Here is a 24,995-nt window from a genome sequence, read left to right as displayed (position 1 = left end):
GTGCCACCGATCGACGGCTCTGCCCTAGGCTTTTCGGTCATGAGCAGTGCCGCCGCCTTCTCGTACGCACCCCTGCTGCCGACCGGTCCCGACCAGACCGAATACCGCCTGGTCACCGACGAGGGCGTGGACGTCGTCAACGGCCCCGGAGGCCGCCGGTTCCTCACCGTGGATCCGGGCGCGCTGACCGCGCTGACGGCCGAGGCGATGCACGACATCGCCCACTTCCTGCGCCCGGCCCACCTGGCTCAGCTCCGCGCGATCATCGACGACCCGGCGGCCTCGCCGAACGACCGCTTCGTCGCGCTCGACCTGCTGCGCAACGCCAACATCGCGGCCGGCGGTGTGCTGCCGATGTGCCAGGACACCGGCACCGCGATCGTGATGGGCAAGCGCGGCCGGCACGTGCTCACCGACGGCACCGACGCGGAGGCGATCTCGCGCGGCGTCTACCAGGCGTACACCCGGCTCAACCTGCGCTACTCGCAGCTCGCCCCGCTGACCATGTGGGACGAGCGGAACACCGGCAGCAACCTGCCCGCCCAGGTGGAGCTGTACGCCGAAGACCCGGACGGCCACGCCGACGCGTACAAGTTCCTGTTCATGGCCAAGGGGGGCGGCTCGGCCAACAAGTCCTACCTCTACCAGGAGACCAAGGCGCTGCTGAACCCCACGCGGATGATGCAGTTCCTGGAGGAGAAGCTGCGGCTCATCGGCACCGCGGCCTGCCCGCCCTACCACCTGGCGATCGTCATCGGCGGCACCTCCGCGGAGTACGCGCTGAAGACCGCGAAGTACGCCTCCGCGAAGTACCTCGACGCGCTGCCCACCGAGGGCTCGATGAGCGCGCACGGCTTCCGTGACCTGGAGCTGGAGGCCGAGGTGCTGGAGCTGACCCGCAACTTCGGCATCGGCGCGCAGTTCGGCGGGCGCTACTTCTGCCACGACGTACGGGTGGTCCGGCTGCCCCGGCACGGCGCCTCCTGCCCGGTGGCGATCGCGGTCTCCTGCTCGGCCGACCGGCAGGCGGTGGCGAAGATCACCCCGTCGGGCGTCTGGCTGGAACGACTCGAGACCGACCCGGCGCGTTACCTGCCCGACGTGACCGACGAGACGCTGGAGACCGAGGAGGTCGTCCGCGTCGACCTGAACCGGCCGATGGACGAGATCCGCGCGGAGCTGTCGAAGTACCCGGTGAAGACCCGGCTGTCGCTGACCGGCCCGCTGGTCGTGGCCCGGGACATCGCACACGCGAAGATCGCCGAGCGGCTGGACGCGGGCGAGTCGATGCCGCAATATCTGCGCGACCACGCGGTCTACTACGCCGGGCCGGCCAAGACCCCCGAGGGCTACGCCTCCGGCTCGTTCGGCCCCACCACGGCGGGCCGGATGGACGCGTACGTGGAGAAGTTCCAGGCGGCCGGCGGCTCGATGGTGATGCTGGCGAAGGGCAACCGGTCCGCCCAGGTCACCCGCTCCTGCCAGGCCCACGGCGGGTTCTACCTCGGCTCGATCGGCGGCCCGGCGGCCCGCCTCGCGCAGGACTGCATCAAGCACGTCGAGGTGCTCGAATACGCCGAGCTGGGCATGGAGGCGGTCTGGAAGATCGAGGTGGAGGACTTCCCCGCCTTCATCGTCGTCGACGACAAGGGCAACGACTTCTTCGCCGAGGTCACCAAGCCGGTCCTCACCGTCGGCCGGCGCTGAGTTCTTGACGTACGCGAGGGGCGCCTGGGAGTGAACCCGGGCGCCCCTCGGCGTGTCCGTCGTGCATCGACATCGGTGCGCCTGCCGACCGAGCGGCCGACAGGCGCACCGCCCCCGTCGGATGTCGTCACCGACAACCCGCGACGAGTCTGGGTGCCGTCGCTATCGGATCGCTATCGCCTCGACGAGGCGTTCGGTGACCGTAGGGCTACGCTGCTGGAAGTTGCATGCGGCGGGCGGGGGCGCGGGTGCGGTTCGGGATCTTGGGACCCTTACGGCTTGGCGGTGGCGAAGCCACAGTTACCGCGGGCCGGGACCGGACCGTGCTCGCCATGCTGTTGCTGCGCCCGGGCCGTGTGGTGCCGGTGGAGGACCTGGTCGACGCCGTCTGGGAGGAACGCCCTCCGGCCACCGCGCGGACCCAGCTCCAGATCTGTGTGTCGCGACTGCGGCAGCGGTTCGCGGCGCTCGGGCTGCCGGCCGACACGATCGTCACCGACCCGGCCGGCTACGGCTTGCGGGTGGGGCCGGACGACCTCGACGCGGAGACGTTCGCCCGTACCGTCGAGGCGGCCCGAGCCGAGGCCGCCACCGGCCGGCTGGCCGACGCGCGGCACCGCTTCCGGGCCGCCCTGGATCTCTGGCGCGGCCCGGCGCTGGCGGGCATACCCGCCCAGAGTGTGCGGCGGCGAGCCCAGGCGCTCGACGAGCAGCGGCTCGCCGTGCTGGAGGAGTGCGTCGACGTCGAGCTGCGGCTACGCCGGGCGGCGGAGCTGGTCGACGAGCTGACCGAGGCGGTCGACCGCAACCCGCTGCGGGAACGGCTTCGGGGACAGCTCATGCTGGCCCTCTCGACGGTCGGCCGCCACGCGGACGCGCTTGCCGTCTATCGGGAGGGCCGGCGGATCTACGCCGAGGAACTGGGCATCGAGCCCGGCGCGGGGTTGCAGGAACTGCACCAGCGGCTGCTCGCCGGTGACCTGGCGCTGGGCGGGCCGGAGAGCCGGACCGGCGCCCCGGTGCGGGCGCTGCCACGGGCGATCGGCGACTTCACCGGACGGCGGCAGACCGTGGCCCGGCTGGTGAAGGAGATCGAGGAGGAGGCAATCCGCGTCCATCTCATCGACGGCATGGCGGGCAGTGGCAAGACGACGCTCGCCGTCCAGGTGGCCGGCGCGGTCGCCGATCGGTTTCCCGACGCGCAACTCTTCATCGACCTGCACGGGCACAGCGAACGCAGCCCGGTGGCCACGACCGCGGCCGTGGCCACCCTGCTCCGGCAGCTCGGCGTGCCGGCCGAGCGGGTGCCGGCCGATTTGGCGGACCGGCTGGCGATGTGGCGTTCGGAGCTGGCCGGCCGGCGGGCCGTGGTGGTGCTCGACAACGCCGCCGAGGCCGGCCAGGTGGCGCCGTTGCTGCCGAACGGCCCGGACTGCCTGGTGCTGATCACCAGCAGACGTCGTCTGGTCGGCCTGGACTCGGGCCGCCCGTCCTCTCTTCCGGTGCTCGACACCGACGAGGCGGTCGAGCTGCTGGCCCGGGTGGCCGGCGCGGAGCGGGTGGCCGCCGAGCCCGAGGCGGCGGCGGAGGTGGCCCGCCGCTGCGGGCACCTTCCGCTGGCCCTGCGGCTGGCCGGGGCCCGGCTGGCGCACCGGCCGCGTTGGCGGGTGGCCGACCTGGCGCAGCGGCTGGCCGGCGCGTCCGATCCGCTGGCCGAGCTGGTGGCCGGGGAGCGCTCGGTGGCCCGCGCCTTCGCGCTGTCGTACGAGCAGGTGTCGCCGGGCGCGCAGCGGGTCTTCCGGCTGCTCGGGCTGCACCCGGGCCACCGCATCGACAACCGGGTGCCGGCCGCGCTCGCCGATTTGCCGCTGCCGGAGGCCCAGGACGCGCTCGACGAGCTGGTCGACGCGCACCTCGTGGAGGAGGTGGATCCGGGCCGCTACCGGCTGCACGACCTGATCCGGGAGTACGCGCGCACCCTCGGCGCGGGACGCGAGACCGCCAGTGAGCGGCGGGCAGCGTTGGGCCGCCTCGTCGACTTCCACCTTCAGGTCACCGCGTCCATCGGCCGGTCGCTGGAGACCGGGTCCGAGCAGTCCCTGTTCGACCTGCCGGCGCCGGTGCTGCCCGACCTGGTGGCGGCCACGGCGGCTCTCGGCCGGCCGTGGCTGGACGAGAACCGCTCGACTCTGACGGCGCTCGTCCGGCTGGCGGAGAACGAGGGTTTCCTCAGGCAGAGCTGGCTGCTGGCCCGGGTCGGCTGGGTCAGCAACTTCTACGGCGGTCACCTCGACGACCTGATCGAGACACATCAGATCGGTCTGCGGGCCGCCGAGCGTCTGGGCGACGAGGAGGCCGTGGCGACGATGCTCAACTATCTCGCCTCGGCGGACTACCGCCGGGCGCGGTTCGCCGAGGCGATCGGGCGGCTGGAGGCGGTGGCGGGCCTCTACCGGAGGCTCGGCCGGTCGGACAAGCTGCGGAAGGTGCTCGGCAACCTCGGCACGGCGTACGCGCTCGACGGGCGGGCCGGGCAGGCGTCCGAGATGTTCGAATCGGCCCTGGCCCTCGCCCGCCGGACCGGTGACCCGTTGACGCTGGCGAACGCGCTCAACAACGTGGCGTTCGCCCTGATCTCGCGCGGCCGTTACGACGAGGCCCTGCGGATGTGCCGGTACCAGGCGGCCCTGGCCCGGCAGGTCGGCGACCTGCGGCAGCTCGGCAACGCGATCGGCCATCTCGGGATGGTGCGGCACCGGCGTGGGGAGCACCGGCCCGCGCGTCGCCTGCTGCACGCCGGCCTGGGGCTCAAACGCCGGGTGGGAAACCGCTACGGCGAGGGCGAGCTGCTCAACGAGCTGGGCATGATGGAACGCGAGGAGGGCCGGCCGGAAGCGGCCGGCGCGTTGCACTGGGAGGCGCTCGTGGCCATGACCGACGCCGGGGACCTGGTCGGACAGTGCGCGTCCCGGAACATGCTGGCCCGGGCGATCCTGGATCAGGGAGACGTCGCCAGCGCGTTGGACCTGCACCGCCGGGTGCTCGGCGACGCCACCCGGCTCGGTGCCCGCTACGAACAGGCCCGTGCGCTCGACGGCATGGCCCGCTGCCTGCCGCACACCGACGGCGATCAGGCTCGCCGGTACGCCGCGCGGGCGCTGGCACTGTTCCGTCAGGTCGGGTCGCCGGACCAGCGGGACACGGAGAAGCTGCTGGCCGAGCTGGGCTGAGGGCCGCGCCACTTTCCCTGCACACCGCCCGGCGGCGCGGCAGGATGGAATGCGTGACGACTCCAGAGGCGACCGGCTACCGGATCGAACGCGACTCGATGGGCGAGGTGGAGGTGCCCGCCGAGGCGCTGTGGCGGGCGCAGACCCAGCGCGCGGTGCAGAACTTCCCGATCTCGGGGCGCGGGCTGGAACCGGCCCAGATCAAGGCCCTGGCGCAGATCAAGGGTGCGGCGGCCCTGGTCAACGGTGAGCTGGGGGTGATCGACGCGGACGTGGCGCAGGCGATCGCCACCGCCGCCGCGCACGTCGCAGAGGGCGGCTACGACGACCAGTTCCCGGTGGACGTGTTCCAGACCGGTTCCGGCACCTCGTCCAACATGAACACCAACGAGGTGATCGCCACTCTGGCGAGCCGCGAGCTGGGCCGCGACGTGCACCCGAACGACCACGTCAACGCGTCGCAGTCCAGCAACGACGTCTTCCCCACCTCGATCCACCTGGCCGCCACCCAGTTCGTGGTGGAGGATCTGATCCCCTCGCTGAAGCAGCTCGCGGGCGCGCTGGAGGAGAAGGCGGCCGAGTTCGAGACGGTGGTCAAGGCCGGGCGTACCCACCTGATGGACGCCACGCCGGTCACGCTCGGACAGGAGTTCGGCGGGTACGCGGCGCAGGTCCGCTACGGCGTCGAGCGGCTGGAGTCGGCGCTGCCCCGGCTGGCCGAGCTGCCGCTGGGCGGCACCGCCGTCGGCACCGGCATCAATACGCCGCTGGGCTTCGCGGACCGGGTGATCGGCAAGCTGCGGGAGTCGACCGGTCTGCCGCTGACCGAGGCGCGCAACCACTTCGAGGCGCAGGGCGCCCGGGACGCGCTGGTGGAGACGTCCGGCCAGCTCCGTACCATCGCGGTCGGTCTTTACAAGATCGCCAACGACGTGCGCTGGATGGGCTCCGGCCCGCGTGCCGGGCTGCGTGAGCTGCGCATCCCCGACCTCCAGCCGGGGTCGTCGATCATGCCGGGCAAGGTGAACCCGGTGGTGGCCGAGGCGATGCGGCAGGTCTGCGCCCAGGTGGTCGGCAACGACGCGGCGGTGGCTTTCGCCGGGTCGCAGGGCGACTTCGAGCTGAACGTGATGCTCCCGGTGATGGGCCGCAACCTGCTGGAGTCGATCAAGCTGATCGCCGCGTCCAGCCGGCTGTTCGCCGAGCGGCTGGTGGCCGGCCTGGTCGCGGACGCCGAGGTCTGCCTGGCGTACGCGGAGGGCTCGCCGTCGATCGTCACCCCGCTCAACCGCCACCTCGGGTACGACGAGGCCGCCTCGATCGCCAAGGAGGCGCTGGCCAAGCAGGTGTCCATCCGCGAGGTGGTGATCGCCCGGGGGCACGTCGACTCGGGCAAGCTCACCGAGACCCAGCTGGACGAGGCGCTGGACCTGCTCCGGATGACCCACCCCTGAGCCGGCGCCGGTAATTGCCTCGACCCGTCACAGGGGGCGCGGCATGATCCGACGGTGCGTGACGACGGTGGCGTGTTGCTGGAGACCGCGCGGCTGACGCTGCGCCGGTTCACGACGGACGATGTGGACCGGCTGGTGGCGCTGGACGCCGACCCGGAGGTCATGCGCTTCCTGACGGGCGGCGTGCCGACCCCGGCCGGGACGTTCCGGGACGAGGTGCTGCCCCGGGTGCTCGCGCAGTACGACAGGCATCCCGGGCTCGGCCGCTGGGCGACGCTCGACCGGTTCACCGGAGAGTTCCTCGGCTGGCACTCGCTCGACCCGTCCGACGACGGCGCCGAGGCGGAGCTGGGCTACCGGCTGCGCCGCGCGACGTGGGGACACGGGCTGGCCACCGAGGGCGCGCGGGCGCTGGTGCGGCACGCGTTCGACACGGTCGGCGTCCGCCGGGTGTGGGCCCAGACGATGGCCGTCAACGACCGCTCCCGCGCGGTCATGGCCCGCGCCGGGTTGCGCTACGTCCGCACCTTCCACCTGGCCTTCGACGACCCGATCCCGGGTACGGAGCACGGCGAGGTGGAGTACGAGCTGCGCCGCGACGCCTGGCCCGCGACGCGTCAGGAGTGGGACGCGGCGGCCCTGCGGGCTCGGTAGGCGCTCACCGCGGCCCGGTTGCCGCAACCGGCGTCGCAGAACCGGCGGGACCGGTTCCGGGACAGGTCGACCAGCACGTTGTCGCAGTCGGGGTGGTCGCAGTGCCGCAGCCGGCTCAGTTCGCCCATCCGGACCAGGTCGGCCATCGCCATTGCGGCTTCGACCGCCATCCGGGTCGCCAGCGGTGCGTCCTGTGGCACGGCGTGCACGTGGTACGGCTCGTCGTCGTGCCGGACGAGTTGCGGCAGGGCGTGCGACTCGCGCAGCAGCGCGTTGACGATCGCCACCACCTCGTCGATGTCGGCGTACCAGATGCGGCGCAGCCGGGGCCGCAGCGCGCGGACCTGGCGCAGTTCGGCGTCGGTGTGCTCGTACCGGCCGCTCCACCCGTAGGCGGTGAAGAAGGTGTCCAGGGCGGTCACGTCGGGTAGCCCTTCCCGCCCCTCGCAGACGGTGTTCACCAGCGCGGCGGCGCCGACCAGCGCGCATTCGGTGTCATGAGCGAAAAGCAACTTGACTCCTGTCGGAGGCTACGCCTAGCGTCATCAGCATAACCTTCCTTCACTCATGACCGGGAGATGCCGATGCGGGAACGGTCAAGCGTCGGGCTCGGCCTGGCACTGCTGTCCGCGATCACGTTCGCCACCTCGGGCACCTTCGCCCGCCCGATGATCACCGGTGAGTGGTCGGCGGTCGCCGTGGTGATCGCCCGGGTCGGCATCGCCGCGCTGGTGCTCGCCGTCCCCGCTGTGCTGGCACTGCGCGGCAGGTGGGCGGTGCTGCGCCGCAACGCGGGCACCGTCGTGCTGTTCGGGCTGCTCGGCGTGGCCACGGCGCAGGCGTGCTTCTTCAACGCGGTCCGCTACCTCCCGGTCGGCGTGGCGCTGCTGCTGGAATACCTCGGCATCGTGCTCGTGGTCGGATGGATGTGGCTGGTCCACGGGCAGCGCCCCCGGCTGCTCACTGTGGCCGGTTCGATCATCGCCCTGTGCGGGCTGGTGCTCGTCCTCGACCTCACCGGCGCCGGACGACTCGACCCGGTGGGCGTGCTCTGGGGCCTCGGCGCGGGCGTGGGACTCGCCGGATACTTCGTCATCGCCGGCCGGATCGACGCGGGCCTGCCCTCGGTCGTGATGGCCAGCGGCGGCATGGCCGTCGGCGCGCTGGCGCTGCTCCTGCTCGGTGGCATCGGAGCGCTGCCGCTGGCGGCCGGCACCTCCGACGTCACCTTCGGCGGGCACCAGGTGAGCTGGCTGGTGCCGATCGCCGGGCTGTCGCTCATCGCCGCGGTGGTCGCGTACCTCGCCGGGGTCGCCGGCACCCGGCTGCTCGGTGCGCGGCTGTCCTCCTTCGTCGGGCTCACCGAGGTGATGTTCGCGGTGCTGATCGCCTGGCTGGTGCTCGACGAACTGCCCAGCCTGATCCAGCTGGCCGGCGGCGTGCTCATCCTCGGCGGCGTCGCGCTGGTCCGGGCCGACGAACTGCGCGGCACACCATCGGCGCCGGAGACGGCGCCGGCCGAGCCGGTGCTGACCGGCGACCGATGAGCGGGCTACGCGGCGCCGTCGTCTTCGACGCCGACGAGACACTCGTCGACCTGCGCCCGGCGGTCACCGGCGCGCTCGTCGCCGTACTCGACGAGATGCGGCGGCGGACCCCGGCGGCGGCCGGTGTGGTGCTCGCGGACCTGGAGGGGGACTGGGGTGCGGCCTTCGGCGCGCTCGGCGCCGCCCCGGTGCAGGAGATCCGGCGAGCCGCGCTGACTCGGTCGCTGGCCCGGGCGGGGCTGGAGGCGGACCTGGACGAGTTCGCGGCGTTGTTCTTCGCCCGCCGGTACGCGCTGAGCCGCCCCTTCCCGGACGTGCTGCCCGCGCTGGCGGCGCTGCGCCCGCACCACGTGCTGGGCTTCGCCACGAACGGCAACAGCCGCGCCGAACGCTGCGGCCTCGCCGGGCAGTTCGCCTTCGAGCTGTACGCGCACGAGGGCGGCCTGCCCAAGAAACCGGCGCCGGAGTTCTTCGCGGCGGTGGTGGCCGCGTCCGGGCTGCCCGCCGCGCGCATCGTCCACGTGGGCGACTCGCCGGAGCACGACGTGGCCGCCGCCCAGCGGGCCGGGCTGCGCGCGGTCTGGCTCAACCGGGCCGGGCTGCCCCGCCCGCGCGGCCTCGAACCGGACGCCGAGGTGGCCACGCTCGCCGGACTGTCCACGGTGCTCGCCACCTTGATGAGCGCGAATGCCTAGTTGCCGCCGATAACGGACGTCGATCTGGCGGAACCCGCTCCCGTGATGTGGGATGACACCACGTCCCTCAACGAGAGGATCTGATGTGGTGAGCAAGCGCTTCACCGTCGGCGCGGTCGCGGCTGCGGCCTCGCTGGCACTCACGGTGACCGGCCTGAGCATCCCGGCGAACGCCGCGCCGTCGGAGTTCCGGACCTTCACCGTGCTGGCCGAGAGCGGCGTCTCCAGCGACGCCGCGGTCGCCGCGATCACCGCCGCCGGTGGCAAGGTCGTCGCCCGCACCGACGACGTCGGCCTGTTCCAGGTCAGAAGCGACCGGGCGGACTTCGCCAGCCGGGCCACCGCGGCCGGCGCGCTGGTCGGCGCGGCCGAGGAGAAGGCGATCGGCCGCAAGCCGAAGCTGGACCGGGTCGAGCAGGAGCACCTGCTGGCCGCCGCGGCGACCAAGGGCAAGGCCGCCAAGGGCAACGGCAAGAAGATGGACCCGCTCGACGACAAGCTCTGGGGTCTGGACATGATCCGGGCCGACAAGGCCCGCAAGATCGAGCCGGGCGACCGCCGCGTCACCGTCGGCATCCTGGACACCGGCGTCGACGCCAGCCAGCCCGATCTGGCGCCGAACTTCAACTGGGCGCTGTCGCGCAACTTCGCCCCGGACATCCCCGAGGTCGACGGCCCGTGCGAGGTGGCGAGCTGCCTCGACCCGGTCGGCACCGACGACGGCGGGCACGGCACGCACGTCGCAGGCACCATCGGCGCCGCCGCCAACGGCTTCGGCCTGTCCGGCGTGGCCCCGAACGTCTCCCTGGTCGAGCTGAAGGGTGGCCAGGACAGCGGCTACTTCTTCCTCAACCCGGTGGTGAACGCCCTGGTGCACGCGGGCCGGTCCGGGCTGGACGTGGTGAACATGTCCTTCTACGTCGACCCGTGGCTCTACAACTGCACCGCCAACCCGGCCGACTCGCCGGAGGCGCAGGCCGAGCAGCGCACCGTCATCGAGGCCATGAAGCGGGCGCTGAACTTCGCGCACCGCAAGGGCGTCACGCTCGTCGGCTCGCTCGGCAACAACCACGAGGACCTGGGCGCGCCGCGCACCGACGTGAGCAGCCCGGACTACGGCGCGGACCCGTACCCGCGCCCGATCGACAACGCGACCTGCTGGGACCTGCCGGTCGAGGGCCCGCACGTGATCGGCGTGTCGGCGGTCGGCCCGTCCGGCAAGAAGTCCGACTACTCGAACTACGGCACCGAGCAGATCTCGGTGGCGGCGCCGGGCGGCTGGTTCCGCGACGGCTTCGGCACCGACACGTACCGCACCGACGCCAACATGATCCTCTCCACGTACCCGAAGAAGGTGCTCCAGGAGGAGGGGTCGGTCGACGAGAACGGCGACATCGTCGCCGGCTTCGAGAACTCGGTGTTCAAGCAGTGCACCGCCAAGGGTGAGTGTGGCTACTACACCTACCTGCAGGGCACCTCGATGGCGTCCCCGCACGTCTCGGGCGTGGCGGCGCTGATCGTCAGCAAGCACGGCAAGAAGGAGGGCCGCAACGGCTACGGCATGGCGCCCAACCTGGTCGAGCAGCACCTCTACCGGACGGCGGCGGAGCACGCCTGCCCGGAGCCGCGGCTGCAGAGCTACACCAACGAGGGCCGGGACGCCGAGTTCGACGCGTACTGCGCGGGCTCGCTGAACTTCAACGGCTTCTACGGCTACGGCATCGTCGACGCCTACGCCGCGGTGAAGACCCCGGTCAAGCCCAACGTTCGACCGTAACGACCGTTTCCCCGAGGTGGCGGTGTCCGGTGGTCCCGGACGCCGCCACCTCGGCGTTCCGGCGGGTGTCACGGCCGCCACCCCCGGGCCACCAGTGCGGCGCGGATCTCCCGCACCAGTGCGGGGAACTCCTTGCGCAGACGGCGGCCGGTCACGTGCAGCACCAGCCAGCCGGCCGCGACGAGCTGGTTGAGCCGCCGCCGGTCTAGGTGCATCCGGTCCGCGTCGGAGTGCCACTGACCGTCGTACTCGACAGCGACCCGGAACTCCGGCCAGGCCAGGTCGGGGTACAGGATCAGCCCGGTCGACACCCGCACCGGATACTGGGCCACCGCGCGAGGCAGGCCGGCGAGGACGAGACGGACCCGCAGGTGGGACTCGGGCGGGGACTGGGCCAGCCCGTCGGTCAGGCCGAACACCCAGACCGCCCGCCGCCCACCGGGGCGACAGGCGTTCCGGGCCGCCTCGCTCGCCAGCGCCGACCGGTTCACCGAACCGGTACGCAGCAGCCCGTCGATGATGCCGACCGCCTCCACCGGATCGGCCCAGACCGCTGTCTCCCAGGCACAGGCGGCCGGCTCGGTGCGGGGCGGAGGCCCGGCCAGGATCATCACCGCGCCGGGAGACGAGCGGTCCGCCGCCAGGTGTGCCGCGACGGGTGACCTCGTGCCGGCGGGTGACCTCGTGCCGGCGGGTGGGCTCGTGCCGGCGGGTGCGGCGGCGCCGACGGGGACCAGGAGACCACTGCGTGTGCTCGACATAGGGGCGTGGTGCACCCGGACACCCGGCTGGGAGTCGGCCCGGACCGTGGTCGGCAGCAGGACGTGCACGTCGTCGGTGAAGCCCGCGGCGTGCTCGACCCCGTGCAGGTAGGCAGCCGACGGACCGGCGATCGCCGCGCCGGGTGGCAGGCGCAGCAGCGCCGCGCGGCAGGCCAGCGCGTGGTCGCGGTCGAGTCGCGCGTCGGCGTAGACGTCCTGCCGGAGCCGGATCCAGGACGCGCCGCGCAGATGATGCCGGGACAGCAGCCCGCGCCGGATCGCTTCCGAGCCCCGGAAGACCTGCCAGGCCAACTCCGGTGGTCGATGAGGATGAGGTGGCATGTGACGAGCGTGGCGGCGCACGGGTCGAGATCGGAACCCCTGTGGACAGTCGCAGCCGGGCCGCCCTACGCGCCCTGTGGACAACCCCCGCACCACCTTGTCCGCGTGCTATAGCCCTTCGGCCCGTGCATGATCCCCCCCATCTCGGGGAGGTGGCGGTATCCGGGCCGTTTGATGCAGCCACTTCGCCGATCTGGCGTGAGGACCCGCGGCGTGAGGACCCGCGGCGTGAGGACCCGCGAGGACCGGCGAGGGCACGCGGGTCAGGAGAGCGCGGCGGCCACCGCCTCGGCGGCGGCGGTGACCTGGGCGCCGACGTCCGCCACGTCGAGCGGGGTCAGTGACACCACCCCGACGCTGCCCTCCAGGCCCGGCACACCGAGCACCGGCGCGGCCACCCCGTACGCGCCCGACTGGAGCTCGCCGCTGGTGCTCACCGGCCCCGGATCACCGGCCCGCCCGGCCAGCACCGCCCGGCCGGCGGCCCCCCGCTCCAGCGGGTGCCGGGTGCCGGTCCGGTACGCCACGTGGAAGGACGTCCAGCTCGGCTCGACCACCGCGAGCGCCACCCCCTCGCCGCCCTCGACCACGGTCAGGTGCGCGGTCGCCCCGGTGCCCTCGGCGAGCCGGCGCAGCGCCGGCAGGGCGCCCTCGGCCAGCAGCGGCTGGGCGCGGCGGGCCAGGTGCAGCACACCCACGCCGATGCGCAGGCGGCCCTCGCCGTCGCGCCGCAGCATCCCGTGGCCGGTCAGCGCGCCGACCAGCCGGTAGACGGCCGCCCGGCCGATGCCCAGCCGGTGCGCCGCCTCGGTGACTGTGAGCCCGCCCGGCGCGTCCGCGACCAGGTGCAGCAGCCGCAGGCCCCGGTCCAGGGTCTGTGCCGTCTCTCCCGTGCGCGCCGCCGTGTCCACAGCACGCAGCGTACGACCCGGCTCCGGCCAACCCGGAAATGTGCGGACGGCTACCCTTGTGAGGTGACGCTACGCCTGTATGACACCGCCACCCGATCGGTGCGGGACTTCGTCCCGCGGGAAGCCGGCAAGGTGGGGGTCTACCTGTGTGGTCTCACGCTCCAGGCCCCGCCGCACATCGGTCACCTTCGCTCCGGCGTCAACTACGACGTGCTGCGCCGCTGGCTGCTCAGCAAGGGCTTCGAGGTCACGTTCATCCGCAACCTGACCGACATCGACGACAAGGTCCTGGCCAAGGCGATGGAGCAGGACCGGCCGTTCTGGTCGATCGCGTACGCGAACGAGCAGATCCTCACCACCTCCTACCGGGCGCTGAACGTGCTCCCGCCGACGTACGAGCCGCGGGCCACCGGGCACATCCCGGAGATGCACGAGCTGATCGCCCGGCTGATCGAGACCGGCCACGCCTACCCGGCCACCGACGGCTCCGGCGACGTCTACTTCGACGTGGCCTCCTGGCCCGCGTACGGCTCGCTGTCCGGCCAGTCCCCGGCGGACATGCAGCCCGCCGGCGACGCCCCCGACCGGGGCAAGCGGGACCCGCGTGACTTCGCGCTCTGGAAGGGCGCCAAGCCGGGCGAACCGGCCGACGCCTACTGGCCGTCGCCGTGGGGCCGCGGACGCCCCGGCTGGCACATCGAGTGCTCGGCCATGTGCTGGCGCTACCTGGGCCCTGAGTTCGACATCCACGGCGGCGGGCTCGACCTGACGTTCCCGCACCACGAGAACGAGATCGCCCAGTCGCAGGCCGCCGACCTGCCGTTCGCCCGCTACTGGGTGCACCACGGCCTGCTCGGCATCGGCGGCACGAAGATGGGCAAGTCGCTCGGCAACACGCTCGACCTCGACTACGTGGCCTCGCTCGGGGTGCGCCCGGTGGAGCTGCGCTACTACTACGTCGCCGCGCACTACCGGTCCCGCATCGACTACTCCGAGGACGCGCTCCGCGAGGCCGCCGTGGCGTACCGGCGGATCGAGGGCTTCGTGCAGCGGGCGGCCGAGCGGGTCGGTCCGGGCCGGCCCGGCGACCTGCCGGCCGGTTTCGTGGCCGCGATGGACGACGACCTCAACACGTCGGCGGCGCTGGCGGCGCTGCACGAGGTGGTCCGTGACGGCAACACCGCGCTGACCGCCGGTGACGATGTGACCGTCCGCACGACGCTCGCCGCCACCCGGGCGATGCTGGATATCCTCGGCGTCGACCCCCTGGACCCGGCCTGGACCGGCGGCGGCCGCACGGACGACCTGCGCGGCGTGGTGGACTCCCTGATCGCGCTGGCCCTGGAGCAGCGCGCGCAGGCCCGTGGCCGCAAGGACTGGGCCGCCGCCGACGCCGTACGCGACCAGCTCAAGCAGGCCGGCGTGGTCGTCGAGGACACCCCCCAGGGCCCGCGTTGGACTATTGGAGAGCAGGACTGATGGCCGGCAACTCGCAGCGCCGTGGCCGGCGACTGACGCCGAAGGCGGGCGCCCCCAAGGGCACCGGTGGCAAGAACAAGGACTCCCTCGCCGGGCGGGGCCGCACGCTGCCCGCCGACGAGCGGCCCTGGCACAAGGCGTACTCGGGCACGGAGAAGCTGCCCCAGCGCACCGCCTGGAAGCAGGACAAGGAGCGCCGCGCCGCCGCCGAGGAGGGGCGCGCGCCCAAGATCGGTCAGCCCGGCACCAAGGACACCACCTGGGGCAAGGGCGGTGGCCGAGGCACCCCCACGACCAAGGGCCGGGGCGGCAAGCCGGCCGGCGGCCGGGGCGGTCCCCGGGTCGCGCCGGGCCGCAAGGCCAACCCGGCGAAGGACAGCCCGGAGCTGCTGGTCGGGCGCAACCCGGTGCTGGAGTCGCTGCGTACCCAGGTGCCCGCGACCGCGCTCTACACCGCGCATGGCATCGACATCGACGACCGGGTCAAGGAGATCGTCCGCACCGCCGCCGACCGGGGCATCGCGATCCTCGAGGTCAGCCGCGCCGAGCTGGACCGGATGACCGGCGGGGTGCTGCACCAGGGCGTCGGCCTCCAGGTGCCGCCGTTCGCCTACGAGCCCTTCGACGACCTGGTCGCCGCCGCGATGGAACAGGCCGCCCCGCTGCTCGTCGCGCTCGACGGCGTCACCGACCCGCGCAACCTCGGCGCGGTCATCCGGTCGGCTGCCGCGTTCGGCGCGCAGGGTGTCTTCGTACCCGAAAGGCGTGCCGCCGGGATCACCGCGACCGCCTGGCGGACCAGCGCCGGCGCGGCCGCGCGCGTGCCCGTCGCCCAGGTCACCAACCTGACCCGGTCGCTCAAGGCCTGCAAGGAGGCCGGCTTCGTGGTGGTCGGCCTGGACGCCGACGGACAGACCGACCTGTACGACCTGGAAGCCGCCGTCGGTCCGCTCGTCGTGGTGGTCGGCTCGGAGGGGCGCGGGCTGTCCCGCCTGGTCGGCGAGACCTGCGACCTGACCGTCAGCATCCCGATGGTCTCCGACGTGGAGTCGCTCAACGCCAGCGTCGCCGCCGCGGTCACGCTCGCCGAGGTCGCCCGCCGCCGGTCCGTCGAGGTCTGATCGAGAGTACGAAGAAGGGGCGGTCCGCCGTGGCGGGCCGCCCCTTTCTCGCGTACGTCAGATCCGCTCGCCGGTGGCGGAGTGGAAGACGTGGCTGCGGCCGGTACGCGGCTTGACGAACACGGTGTCGCCCATGTTCGGCATGCTGCGCCGGTCGGTGCGGACCACGAACCGCTCGTTGTGGCCCTCCAGCGCGGCGTGGCCGTAGACGTTGGCGTCGGAGCCGAGGTCCTCGACCAGCTCGACCACGACCGGCATGCCGCCCTCGGACGGGCTGACCAGGTCGCAGTCCTCCGGCCGGAAGCCGACGGTGACCTTGCCGTCGCCGCCCTCGGCGCTGGCCGCCTGGACCTGCTCGCGGGTCAGCGGCACGATCATCTCGGCGAACGCGCCGCCCTGCTCGGTCAGCTTCACCGTCTTGATGTTCATGGCGGGGGAGCCCATGAAGCCGGCGACGAAGACGTTGGCCGGGGTGTCGTAGAGCGCCCGCGGGGTGTCCACCTGCTGGAGCACGCCGTCGAGCATGACCGCCACCCGGTGACCCATGGTCATGGCCTCGACCTGGTCGTGGGTGACGTAGACCGTGGTGACGCCCAGCTTCGCCTGCAGCGAGGCGATCTGGGTACGGGTCTGCACGCGCAGCTTGGCGTCGAGGTTCGACAGCGGCTCGTCCATGAGGAAGACCTGCGGCTCGCGGACGATCGCGCGGCCCATGGCGACACGCTGGCGCTGACCACCGGAGAGCGCCTTCGGCTTGCGGCTGAGGAACTCCTCCAGCTGGAGCAGCCCGGCCGCCTCCTTGACCCGCCGGTCGATCTCCGACTTCGAGGTCTTGCGCAGCTTGAGCGCGAACGCCATGTTCTCGTACACCGTCATGTGCGGGTAGAGGGCGTAGTTCTGGAAGACCATCGCGATGTCGCGGGCCTTCGGCGGGAGGTGGGTGACGTCCCGGTCGTCGATGTAGATCGCGCCGTCGTCGACGTCCTCCAGGCCGGCGAGCATCCGGAGGCTGGTGGACTTGCCGCAGCCGGACGGGCCGACCAGGACGAGGAACTCCCCGTCACCGATCTGGAGGTCGAGCTGGTTGACGGCGGGGCGCTCGGTGCCCGGATAGATCCGGGACGCCTTCGAGTAGGTGACCGTAGCCATGATGGAGCGCTTCCTTTCACCGGCAGGAACGTGCCGGACGATCCGAGTGAAGGAGCGACCGGCGCCCAAGGCACCGGCCAACGGGGTCGTCGCTCAGGGCAGCCGAGGCCGACCGGAGTGTCGTCCGTGTCACTGCACCGTAAACGGCTTTCGCGATCGTGCCAAGACGTAGCGCTCCGGGTGGGATGGACGGCATACGCATAACGGTCAGTCGGGCACGGCGAGGCATCAATCTCCCGCCTGGGAGCGCGACCGAGCGATGATCCATCGGCCGCACCGGTCGGGATACCGACGTTTTCCGTGCTCGGGAGCCCTGCGAGGCGGGATTTCCGGGGGCAAGTCGCTATGCTGAGCGCGACGCACGCGCCCCTGTAGCTCAGCTGGCCAGAGCACTCGCCTTGTAAGCGAGATGTCGCCGGTTCGATCCCGGCCGGGGGCTCCAATTCCATCAGGTGTTTCGCGGCGGCAGCCGCTGCGATCCGGCCGGATGACAGCAACGCTGACAGCAACGACGGTCACGACAGCCGCCCGTCGAGCTTGCCGAGCGCCTGACGCATCGCGTCGAGGTTGGCGTGGGCGTAGACCTTCAGCGTGACCTTGACGTCGGCGTGCCGGGCGATGGCCTGCACGACGTGCGGAGGGACGCCCAGCTCCATCAGCAGCGACACCACCGTGTGCCGGAGGTCGTGCAGCCGGACACCGGGCAGGCCGGCGGTCTCGCGCAGCCGGGCAAATGATCGGCTGAGGTTGGTGGGCTCCATCGGAGTGCCGCGCTCGGAGGGGAAGACCAGGTCGTGATCCTCCCAGACCTCGGCGAGACCGGCCCGCTCTGCCTGCTGGCGCTCCTGGTGCTCCATCAGGCTCAGCCAGGTGACCTCGGGCAGCGGCAACACCGCCTCGGAATCCTCGGTCTTGGCGTCCAGGACGTGAAGCGTCCCGGCGACTCGCTGGACAGTCTGCTGAACCCTCAGGGTGCCTTGGTCCAGATCGACGTCCGACCACCGCAAACCGACAAGCTCACCGCGTCGTAGGCCCATGGTGGCCGCCACGACGTAGAGCGCGTGAAGCCGGTGGCCCGACGAGGCGGCAAGGATCTTGCGTACCTGGTCGACCGACAGGCCCTTACCCACCTTGTACCGGGGTGAGGGGACCCGGACGAGCTTGGCGACGTTGCGCGACACCAGCTCCTCCCGCATGGCATGTTGGAGCGCATTGCGCAGCACGGCGTGAACGAACTGGATCTGCCGAGCGCTGGGATAACGCTGGCAGCAGTTGCCGACCGAGCAGCAACGCCGATCAGCCGGGCGGATCTTGTCCAGGCCGTTCGTGCAGCAGAGGCACTTGCGGCGGAAGTCGTCCATGAACGCCTTGACGTGTTGGACCTGGAGGCCGTCGAGGCGCTTGGTGCCGAGTGCCGGGATCAGGTGTAGCCGGACGGCGCTTTCGTAGCCGCGTGCGGTGGTGGGTTTGAGGTCGGTGACGTAGGCGGCGAGCCAGTAGGGCAGGTAGTCGGCGAGTTTCCAGGCTCGGTCGGGCACGGGTATGCCGCGTTGGGATCTCGACTTGAGTTCGACGAGTTTGGCGTGGGCTTCCTCCCAGGTGGCGCCGTAGACGAACTTGCGTTTGCGGGTGCCGTCGGTGGTGAGGACGTATGCCTGTCCGACCCAGCGGCCGTCGCTGGCGCGTTGGTAGATGGAGCCTTCGCCGTTGGGGTTGCGGCGGGCGGGTTGGCGGGGCGTGGGTTGTCTGGGCATCAGGCGGCTTCCTCGGTGAGTGTGGTGATGACTTCGTCGATGGCGGTGGCGGGGATGAGGCGGCGGCTGCCGACCTTGAAGGAGCGCAGCCGTCCGGAGCGGATGAGGTCGTAGACGAGCGACCGGCCGATGCCGAGCGCTCGGGCGGCTTCCTCGACGCGCAGCACGCGAGGAGTGATCGGGGTCGGGATGTCCAACGGGTGGCCTTCCTCGTGTGTCGGGTGGTGGTCACGCGGCAACCGGCGGCATGTCGGCCGGGGTGATGGCGCTGAGTTCGTGGGCGAGTTCTTCGCGGCCGATGGTTCGTCGTTCGCGGGCGAGGGCGGCGGCGGTGTTGGCGAGCAGTGCGTCACCCGAGGTGTGCCAGCCGACTCCGGCGAAGGTGAGGGTGCCGACGATGAGCGTCGTGTCCTCGTCGACCAGGTCGGTGGGTGGGCCGCTGGTGGCCGGGTGTTCGTGGTCCTGGTGCTCGTGGCGCCGGAACGCAACGCGGGTGTCGCGTAGGAGCCGGAAGGTGACGGAGTAGCGGCGGGCTTTGGTGAGGAAGTGGCCGCCGTAGCCGAGCATGTGCGCCCATCGGCGCAGCCGGGCGTAAGGGTTGGCCGTCGTCGATTCTGTCGGTTCGGTGTCAAGGGCGGCTTGACGGCGGGCGACGCAGACGGGGCAGGCGGCGTAGCGGGTGTGGGTGCCGCAGTCGGGGCATTCCCAGCGCTGGACGAAGCCGGGCCGGGGCCGGGGCTGGCGGGACCGCTCGGCCAGCGGGGTGGGTGTGCCGGTGGGTCGGCCGATGCGCCAGCAGGCGTCGATGAGGCGGGCGGTGTGGTCGCCGTCGGGGTCGGCGTAGTCCCCGATCGTGTCGGCGGTCAGGCGGGTGGAGGTGTGCCCGGTGGCCTCGGTGCTTTTGGTGGCGTACTTGGCAAGGTAGCCCGCGACCATCCCATCGGTGACCTCCCCCGAGCCGTCGGTAGCGATCGGTTCCAGGTCGACCTGCTCGCCCCAGGCGATCGGCCATCCGTCGGGCCGGTCGGGGTGGGGCGGGGTGTGGAAGGCGATCTGCCGGGCGGCGTGGCGCAGCGCGTCGACGAGGTCGTCGACGGTGAACCCAGGCGGTGGGGGCACGATCGCTTGCGGGTCGGTGGGGTCGACGCCGTCGAGGCGGGCGATGGCGTGGAAGTGCACCGCTCCCCGCGCTTGCAGTTCGGCGACCTTCCCGGGCGACAGCCGCACCGGAGCGACTTTCCGGGGCTTGCCGGAGGCGGTAACCACCTCGACCCGAGGGACGCCGCGGCGTCGGGCGAGTTTCGCCAGCCAGCGCTCGGCGGCTTGTTTCGTGCGGTGCCAGAGTTCGCCGGAGAAGATGTTCCAGACGACCTGGTGGTCGTGGTCGTAGCAGTCCAGGCACAACGGATGCCCGAGCACCGCGTCACCGGTCTCGTGGCGGGCCCAGCAGACGGCGGGTCGGCCGTGGGGGCAGAGTCCGGTGTCGCGGCGGGCGTGGCAGGGTTCGGCGCGGCAGTCGCAGCGGCGTCGGTTGCGGCAGGTGTGCCGCTTCACGATCCGGGCGTGGACGGTGCCGAACGACGGCGCGGTGAACGTGGCGAACACCGCCGGATGCTGCGCGACCGATTCGGGGACGCCTTTGCCGCCGACCAGGCCCGCCCGCAGGAGTTCACGATGCCGCGCGCCGAGACGCTTGATCTGCGCGACAAGGTGGAATCGCTCGTCGACCAGTCTGGCCAGTCTTACCGGATCAGCGTCGAGAGCGGGCGCACCAGCTGGGGCGGCGACAGCGGAGAGATCATGGCAGTGGCTCTCTACGTCAGCGGCGCGGTCACCCAAGCTGCAATCGGGCACCAGGTGGGGAACCTCTTTGCCCAACTTCGCCAGCGACGTCAGGCGCGCACAACCGCCGAAGTGAGGCCGCTAATACTCCAACGTCACTTGGCCTGTCTGCGCTGGTAGTGGGCTCGGCGGGCTCGGGATTGGGATGTTCGTCGCCAGATCGACCAGTGCAGGATGTGCTCTGGTGGGAGCGCCACGGCGAGGACGAGGGCGTTGAGGAGTCGGCGGATCTCGGCGACGGTCAACGCGATGATCCCCGAGTCGGCGTTGGGTTGCTGCGCGGTGGCGGCGAGGATGGTCAGGACGGCGAGAGCGAGTATGGCCAGGGTGATGAAGCGGTGCCAGCCGGTCCAGCCGCGGACTTGGTAGTGGTCCAGGCCGACCTGGCCTTTGCTGGCCTGGAACAGCTCTTCGATGCTCCAGCGGGAGCCGGCGACACGGACGAGGGTGTGCAGCGGGACCGGTCGGGGTGACCAGCACAGGTAGAAGGCCAGCTCACCGGTGCTCCGGTTGCGGCGGATCAGCAGCCACCGATGCTCACCCCGGTTGGTGGCGGTGGTGATCCACGCCCACAGGTAGTCGCGGGGACCTTTCGCCCCGGGTCCGCAGCTGTGCTGCTGCCACGCGCGGGTGGGGAGCCGCTCGGCGAGGTCGTCGACGCGGATGAGGGTGCGGCCGTCGTTAATGTGCACGCGTCGGTCGCAGCCGACGGCCAGGACGTAGCCGATCTGACGCTGCTCGAGGTCGCCGCGCAGGCCGGGGTCGGCGCCGTAGACCTCGTCGCCGGTCACCCACCCCGCAGGGACACCGGCGTCCAACGCGGCAGCGATCATCTGCCGGGCCAGCGCAGGCTTCGTCGCGAACTCGACCTCGTCTGGAACGCCGGCGGCGGCGAGACGCTCGGGCCGCTCGCACCACGTCGCCTCGGGCAGGTAGATCCGGCGATCGATCAGCGCCCGCCCCAGGGGCGAGACGTAGGCCAGGAACACCCCGACCTGACTGTTCTCGATCCGACCAGCGGTGCCGGTGTACTGCCGCTGCACCCCAACTGAGCACACGCCCTTCTTCAGGAACCCGGTCTCGTCGGTGGCCAGCACCGCGTCGGGGTGCCCGAGCTGCTCGACCAGCCAGGAACGCACGTCATCGCGGACGTCATCGGCGTCCCACACCGCCGTGCGCAGCAGCCGCTGCATCGCCTGCGGATCAGCGTGACCGGCGCGTTCCGCCAACGACCAGCAGGTCTTGCGTTCCACATCCGACAGCAGCCCTTCCACGAACTGCCCGGCGGTCCGACGAGGCTCCGCCCGCACGAACCGGGCAGCGACACGCGTCACCGCCTCGTCCAGGATGACCCGCCACCGATCAAGGTCTACGCTGTGGCACGCGGCCACCGCACGATCTTCGGTTGTCCTCACAAACCATCGATGATCAACGCGGTGGCCGTCTTCACGCCCGCGCCACGCCCAACGCCGAAGCCAAGTGACGTTGGAGTACTAAGCCGTGAGGAGGCGATCTCCCGAGCGAGGTGGAGCGTCGCACGCCGATATGCGGCGATGTTGTCCGTCGGCGCGATCGATGTCGATCGGCTTGACGTCGTCGGGGAAAGTGAGGATCGCGAGAGCGGTGCTTGGACCATCACGCTTCTGAGCGACCTGGGCTGGACCTTCCAGGTGACACTTCGAACCCGGGAGGGCCTTGTGACGATTGACCGGGTGGACGCGAACCGCGAACGATAGTCGCTCCTGGAGTGTGGGGCACTCTGGGGGCACAAGACACCGTCAAACGTCGTCAACCAGCGAGCAGCCATGGCAGACAGGGAAGCCCCGTGAGCAGGCGCAGGAGTGTGTTCCCGCTGGTTGACGGAAAGCGGCTCTGAGTTCCGCTTCAACGTCTGACGGTCGCCGGTCTTTGCGGTTGTGCCACGGAACCGGGAGCAGGGGGATGTGGTTGTCACGCTCCGAATCGTCGACTGCGGGCCGAGTAGGAGCGCAGGGCGCGCAGGAAGTCGATCTTCCGGAAGCCGGGCCAGTACACGTCGCAGAAGTACAGTTCGGAGTAGGCGGCCTGCCAGAGCAGAAACCCGGACATGCGGCGTTCTCCGCTCGTGCGGATGACCAGATCAGGGTCGGGTTGGCCGCCGGTGTACAGGTGCGCCGCGAGAGCCTCGGCGGTTAGTCGCTGTGCGACGTCGTCGAGCGTGGCGCCCGCTCGTGCCTCCTGTTCCAACAGGGAACGAACTGCACTGACGATTTCCTCGCGGCCGTCGTAGCCGATGGCGACTGTGAGATGGAACTCGGCACCGCGTTCGCGGGTGGCGTCTTCCGCGAGTTTCAGGGCGTGGCGTGTCGAGTCGGGTAGGACGTCCGCGCGGCCGGCCAGGTGAAGCTGCCAGGGATTGGCCGGGCGGAGGAGCGGCTCCGCGACGACCTCCTCGATCATCCGCATCAGGTTCTCCACCTCTTCGGATGCCCGTTTACGCATGTTGTCGACGGAGGCGATGAACAGAGTGACGTGATGGATGCCCATGTCGGCACACCAGCCCAGTACCTCGTGGACGTGTTCCGCGCCGTACCGGTGGCCCACCCCGGGGTCATCGAAGCCCACCTGCCTGGCCCACCGGCGGTTCCCGTCCATCACCATTGCCACGTGCCGTGGCAGCGACTTCCCAGCCAGTTGGGCGCGGAGGCGGCGGGCGTAGAACCGGTAGGCGCCACGGCGTATGGGCTGCATCATGATCGAATGAAATCACCTCATCGGCGCTGGCGTTGGCCCGGCTGCTCAAACGTCAGGCGGACGGGGAATTGTGACCTTTGCCCGGGCGGGCTGTCGACAGCAACGGTGACAGCTACGAGCCGGAACAAAGACGACCACGCCCGGCGTCGCGTGGACGGTCGGCCGAGGCGGGCGACGGATGCGGACGCAGGCAGACGAAGCGCACGGTTCTTGTAAGCGAGATGTCGCCGGTTCGATCCCGGCCGGGGGCTCCATTTTCACAAGGTGTTCCGGGGCCGCCGTCGCCACGAGACGCACGGCCGCCCAGTCGCCCGTCGCCGGATGTACGCCGCCGTCACGATCGGACGTTCGTGGCCGCCTGACAGCGGGATCGCAGTGGCTCGATGAAGCGGCTAACGTGCGGGGATGGGTCACGAGGATGGCGGCTCGCATGCTCTGCCCGAGGTCGTCGGAGTCGAGATCGTCGAGGTGCTGGACTGGTACGACGGACCGCTGGACGGCCTGGCCCGTCACGGGGGTCGGTTGTTCTGGTTCTCGGCCGGGCCGGACTGGGTTCCGGGCCAGCCTCGACGGCTCGTCCTGTATGCGGTCACCGCAGAGCAGGCGGCTCGGTTGCGTGCAGAGGCCCAGCGGTCCGAGGCGTTCGCAGCCGCGGTTCCCGCTGATGGCGACGCCTGGGAGCCGTCGGGTTGGTTCGTCGCCTGAGCCGGCGCCGTGGGTGACAGTTCGGGCTGGACGCTCGTCGAGCGGTAGTGGGAATCTGCTCGGATGAGCCAGGAGCAAGCGCAGGTCCTGTCCCGTGGTGCCAACTGGGCAGTCGTGCAGGTGCCAGGTCGGGCTTTTCCCGGCCTTCACGTGCAGGGCGATACGTTTGCCGCCCTCTGGACGCAGCTCGCCGGAGCGGCTCGCATGCTCCGCGAGGATCCCGGGAACGGCGAGGCTCTCGACGACCTGGACGATGCGGTCCGAGGGGCGGGGGAGTTACTTCGTTTCTACGAGGCGGCGCTCGCGAAGCGAGGCATCCGGCGGCCGTACTGACGGGGCGGTCGCCGACGCCGGCATGGCCGCCAGGACGGTCGGGCCGGGCTTCTGCCACCAGGAAGACACGTCGTAGGACTCCGGTGCCAGGTCGACCCCGAGATGGGTGGCGTACCAGCGGTTGATCCGGTCCGGGTTGTGGGCGCGGAAGAAGACGCCGCCGATGCCCGTCACGCGTTCCATGATCTTCTCCCCCGCTGGGTGCTGTCAGGCCGAGCCTGCCGGGTTCAGGCTAGAGAGGCCCCTGGCGTCTGACGAGCAGCCATTCCGGCGACCCGGACGAGGACCAGCGCGACGTGCTGCCCTTGCGGAGGCTCTCTCCGGCGGGCGGGTCGGGCCACGAATGGTCAGTCCCAGAAGTTGAACATCAGCTCGCCGACGGTGGCCGGTGTCCAGTAGCGGATCTGGTCGAGTTCGACGCGGTCGAGAGCGGTCAGGTCGGCCTGTGACAGCGGGGTCTGGAGCTCATCGGCGGGGAGGACCTGGGCGTCGGTCAGGGTGTCGAGGACAGCGGCGAGGCCGGGGTGGTCGACGAACGTGACGGTGGCGTCGTCGCCGCCTCGTGGGCGGGCGAAGGCGATGAACGGCACGGTGACGTGCCGCAGCACCGCGACGTGGTGCCGGGCAGCGGCGATGTCGACGGTGTGGAAGCTGGGTGTGACGCCGGCGGGGGTCACGCCGGTGACGGTGGCACCGAGGGCGCGGGCGGCGTGGTGACAGACGGCGGTGAAGGCCCTGACGTCCGCTCGTGCGCCGGGTGCGTGGAAGCCGGTGGCCCCGGGCGGCAGTCTCATGGTCGGG

The 24,995-nt window shown here is 71.4% G+C and carries 23 protein-coding genes, 1 tRNA gene and 1 pseudogene; 14 read left to right on the top strand and 11 right to left on the bottom strand.

Going from position 1 to position 24,995, the window contains the following annotated elements; genetic code table 11:
* Positions 1 to 39: 39 nt before the first annotated feature.
* The 4 genes from SM452_RS04145 to SM452_RS04130 all read left to right on the top strand — a co-directional run bounded on the left by SM452_RS04145 (position 40) and on the right by SM452_RS04130 (position 7,045).
* The gene (locus SM452_RS04145) at positions 40 to 1,707 is read left to right on the top strand and encodes a fumarate hydratase (RefSeq protein WP_463839319.1); all 1,668 of its coding nucleotides are present in this window, start codon (positions 40 to 42) and stop codon (positions 1,705 to 1,707) included.
* A gap of 248 nt (positions 1,708 to 1,955) precedes the next feature.
* Complete coding sequence (locus SM452_RS04140) at positions 1,956 to 4,937, top strand: AfsR/SARP family transcriptional regulator (RefSeq protein ID WP_463839318.1); 2,982 nt, start codon at positions 1,956 to 1,958, stop codon at positions 4,935 to 4,937.
* Between the two features lie 44 nt (positions 4,938 to 4,981).
* Entirely contained in the window at positions 4,982 to 6,391 is a 1,410-nt protein-coding gene (locus SM452_RS04135; RefSeq protein WP_463839317.1) for a class II fumarate hydratase, read from the top strand.
* Positions 6,392 to 6,445: 54 nt separating this feature from the next.
* On the top strand, positions 6,446 to 7,045 hold the full coding sequence (locus tag SM452_RS04130) for a GNAT family N-acetyltransferase (RefSeq protein ID WP_463839316.1): 600 nt from the start codon (positions 6,446 to 6,448) through the stop codon (positions 7,043 to 7,045).
* Here SM452_RS04130 and SM452_RS04125 read toward each other — a convergent pair.
* Positions 7,009 to 7,557, bottom strand: coding sequence for a CGNR zinc finger domain-containing protein (locus SM452_RS04125; protein ID WP_262013356.1), 549 nt, complete (start codon positions 7,555 to 7,557; stop codon positions 7,009 to 7,011). The genes SM452_RS04130 and SM452_RS04125 overlap by 37 nt on opposite strands.
* Positions 7,558 to 7,629: 72 nt before the next feature.
* Between SM452_RS04125 and SM452_RS04120 the strand changes: the two genes are divergently transcribed.
* From SM452_RS04120 to SM452_RS04110, 3 genes are all read left to right on the top strand, one after another.
* Entirely contained in the window at positions 7,630 to 8,592 is a 963-nt protein-coding gene (locus tag SM452_RS04120; protein WP_355513309.1) for an EamA family transporter, read from the top strand.
* On the top strand, positions 8,589 to 9,287 hold the full coding sequence (locus SM452_RS04115; RefSeq protein WP_463839315.1) for an HAD family hydrolase: 699 nt from the start codon (positions 8,589 to 8,591) through the stop codon (positions 9,285 to 9,287). Before SM452_RS04120 ends, SM452_RS04115 begins: the two co-directional genes overlap by 4 nt.
* Before the next feature lie 88 nt (positions 9,288 to 9,375).
* On the top strand, positions 9,376 to 11,064 hold the full coding sequence (locus SM452_RS04110; protein ID WP_318335934.1) for a S8 family serine peptidase: 1,689 nt from the start codon (positions 9,376 to 9,378) through the stop codon (positions 11,062 to 11,064).
* 68 nt (positions 11,065 to 11,132) lie between these two features.
* On the opposite strand, the gene SM452_RS04105 is transcribed toward SM452_RS04110, so the two are convergent.
* Positions 11,133 to 12,167, bottom strand: coding sequence for a hypothetical protein (locus tag SM452_RS04105; RefSeq protein WP_463839314.1), 1,035 nt, complete (start codon positions 12,165 to 12,167; stop codon positions 11,133 to 11,135).
* Between the two features lie 263 nt (positions 12,168 to 12,430).
* Positions 12,431 to 13,078 carry an IclR family transcriptional regulator gene (locus SM452_RS04100; protein ID WP_047891141.1) on the bottom strand — a complete coding sequence of 216 codons (648 nt, stop codon included), beginning with the start codon at positions 13,076 to 13,078 and terminating at the stop codon, positions 12,431 to 12,433.
* 63 nt (positions 13,079 to 13,141) lie between these two features.
* Here SM452_RS04100 and cysS point away from each other — a divergent pair, with 63 nt between their 5' ends.
* Complete coding sequence (cysS, locus tag SM452_RS04095; RefSeq protein WP_355513869.1) at positions 13,142 to 14,557, top strand: cysteine--tRNA ligase; 1,416 nt, start codon at positions 13,142 to 13,144, stop codon at positions 14,555 to 14,557.
* Positions 14,557 to 15,678, top strand: coding sequence for a 23S rRNA (guanosine(2251)-2'-O)-methyltransferase RlmB (gene rlmB, locus SM452_RS04090; protein ID WP_463839313.1), 1,122 nt, complete (start codon positions 14,557 to 14,559; stop codon positions 15,676 to 15,678). Before cysS ends, rlmB begins: the two co-directional genes overlap by 1 nt.
* A 57-nt stretch (positions 15,679 to 15,735) precedes the next feature.
* Here the strand turns inward: rlmB and SM452_RS04085 are convergent, their stop codons facing one another.
* Positions 15,736 to 16,827: an ABC transporter ATP-binding protein gene (locus SM452_RS04085; protein WP_262013349.1), complete on the bottom strand. Its 1,092-nt coding sequence runs from the start codon at positions 16,825 to 16,827 to the stop codon at positions 15,736 to 15,738.
* Between the two features lie 365 nt (positions 16,828 to 17,192).
* Here SM452_RS04085 and SM452_RS04080 point away from each other — a divergent pair.
* Positions 17,193 to 17,269, top strand: a tRNA-Thr gene (locus tag SM452_RS04080).
* Positions 17,270 to 17,342: 73 nt separating this feature from the next.
* Here the strand turns inward: SM452_RS04080 and SM452_RS04075 are convergent.
* The 3 genes and pseudogenes from SM452_RS04075 to SM452_RS04065 form a co-directional block, all read right to left on the bottom strand.
* Positions 17,343 to 18,581 carry a tyrosine-type recombinase/integrase gene (locus tag SM452_RS04075; RefSeq protein WP_278091069.1) on the bottom strand — a complete coding sequence of 413 codons (1,239 nt, stop codon included), beginning with the start codon at positions 18,579 to 18,581 and terminating at the stop codon, positions 17,343 to 17,345.
* Positions 18,581 to 18,748 (bottom strand): helix-turn-helix domain-containing protein, encoded by a 168-nt coding sequence (locus SM452_RS04070; protein ID WP_262013347.1) that lies wholly within the window; start codon positions 18,746 to 18,748, stop codon positions 18,581 to 18,583. The genes SM452_RS04075 and SM452_RS04070 overlap by 1 nt, the downstream gene beginning before the upstream one ends.
* Before the next feature lie 61 nt (positions 18,749 to 18,809).
* A pseudogene (locus SM452_RS04065) lies at positions 18,810 to 20,252 on the bottom strand (replication initiator); the annotation flags it as partial.
* Here SM452_RS04065 and SM452_RS04060 point away from each other — a divergent pair.
* Positions 20,145 to 20,543, top strand: a complete 399-nt coding sequence (locus tag SM452_RS04060) for a hypothetical protein (protein WP_463839393.1) — start codon at positions 20,145 to 20,147, stop codon at positions 20,541 to 20,543. The pseudogene SM452_RS04065 and the gene SM452_RS04060 overlap by 108 nt on opposite strands.
* Here SM452_RS04060 and SM452_RS04055 read toward each other — a convergent pair.
* Positions 20,519 to 21,814, bottom strand: coding sequence for an IS701 family transposase (locus tag SM452_RS04055; RefSeq protein ID WP_463839312.1), 1,296 nt, complete (start codon positions 21,812 to 21,814; stop codon positions 20,519 to 20,521). The genes SM452_RS04060 and SM452_RS04055 overlap by 25 nt on opposite strands.
* A gap of 33 nt (positions 21,815 to 21,847) precedes the next feature.
* Between SM452_RS04055 and SM452_RS04050 the strand changes: the two genes are divergently transcribed.
* Positions 21,848 to 22,159, top strand: a complete 312-nt coding sequence (locus SM452_RS04050; protein WP_463839311.1) for a hypothetical protein — start codon at positions 21,848 to 21,850, stop codon at positions 22,157 to 22,159.
* Positions 22,160 to 22,373: 214 nt separating this feature from the next.
* Here the strand turns inward: SM452_RS04050 and uppS are convergent, their stop codons facing one another.
* Positions 22,374 to 23,156, bottom strand: coding sequence for a polyprenyl diphosphate synthase (gene uppS / locus SM452_RS04045; RefSeq protein ID WP_435055925.1), 783 nt, complete (start codon positions 23,154 to 23,156; stop codon positions 22,374 to 22,376).
* 405 nt (positions 23,157 to 23,561) lie between these two features.
* On the opposite strand from uppS, the gene SM452_RS04040 reads away from it, so the two are divergent.
* Entirely contained in the window at positions 23,562 to 23,861 is a 300-nt protein-coding gene (locus SM452_RS04040; RefSeq protein ID WP_463839310.1) for a hypothetical protein, read from the top strand.
* Between the two features lie 63 nt (positions 23,862 to 23,924).
* Positions 23,925 to 24,194: a DUF6959 family protein gene (locus tag SM452_RS04035; RefSeq protein ID WP_410054907.1), complete on the top strand. Its 270-nt coding sequence runs from the start codon at positions 23,925 to 23,927 to the stop codon at positions 24,192 to 24,194.
* On the opposite strand, the gene SM452_RS04030 is transcribed toward SM452_RS04035, so the two are convergent.
* Complete coding sequence (locus SM452_RS04030) at positions 24,138 to 24,377, bottom strand: hypothetical protein (RefSeq protein ID WP_262013328.1); 240 nt, start codon at positions 24,375 to 24,377, stop codon at positions 24,138 to 24,140. The two genes, SM452_RS04035 and SM452_RS04030, sit on opposite strands and share 57 nt — an antisense overlap.
* Positions 24,378 to 24,541: 164 nt before the next feature.
* Positions 24,542 to 24,988, bottom strand: a complete 447-nt coding sequence (locus SM452_RS04025) for a hypothetical protein (protein WP_463839309.1) — start codon at positions 24,986 to 24,988, stop codon at positions 24,542 to 24,544.
* Positions 24,989 to 24,995: the final 7 nt, after the last annotated feature.

The organism is Micromonospora sp. SYSU B005, assembly GCF_055362685.1.
This window is presented reverse-complemented; position numbering and strand designations above follow the sequence as displayed.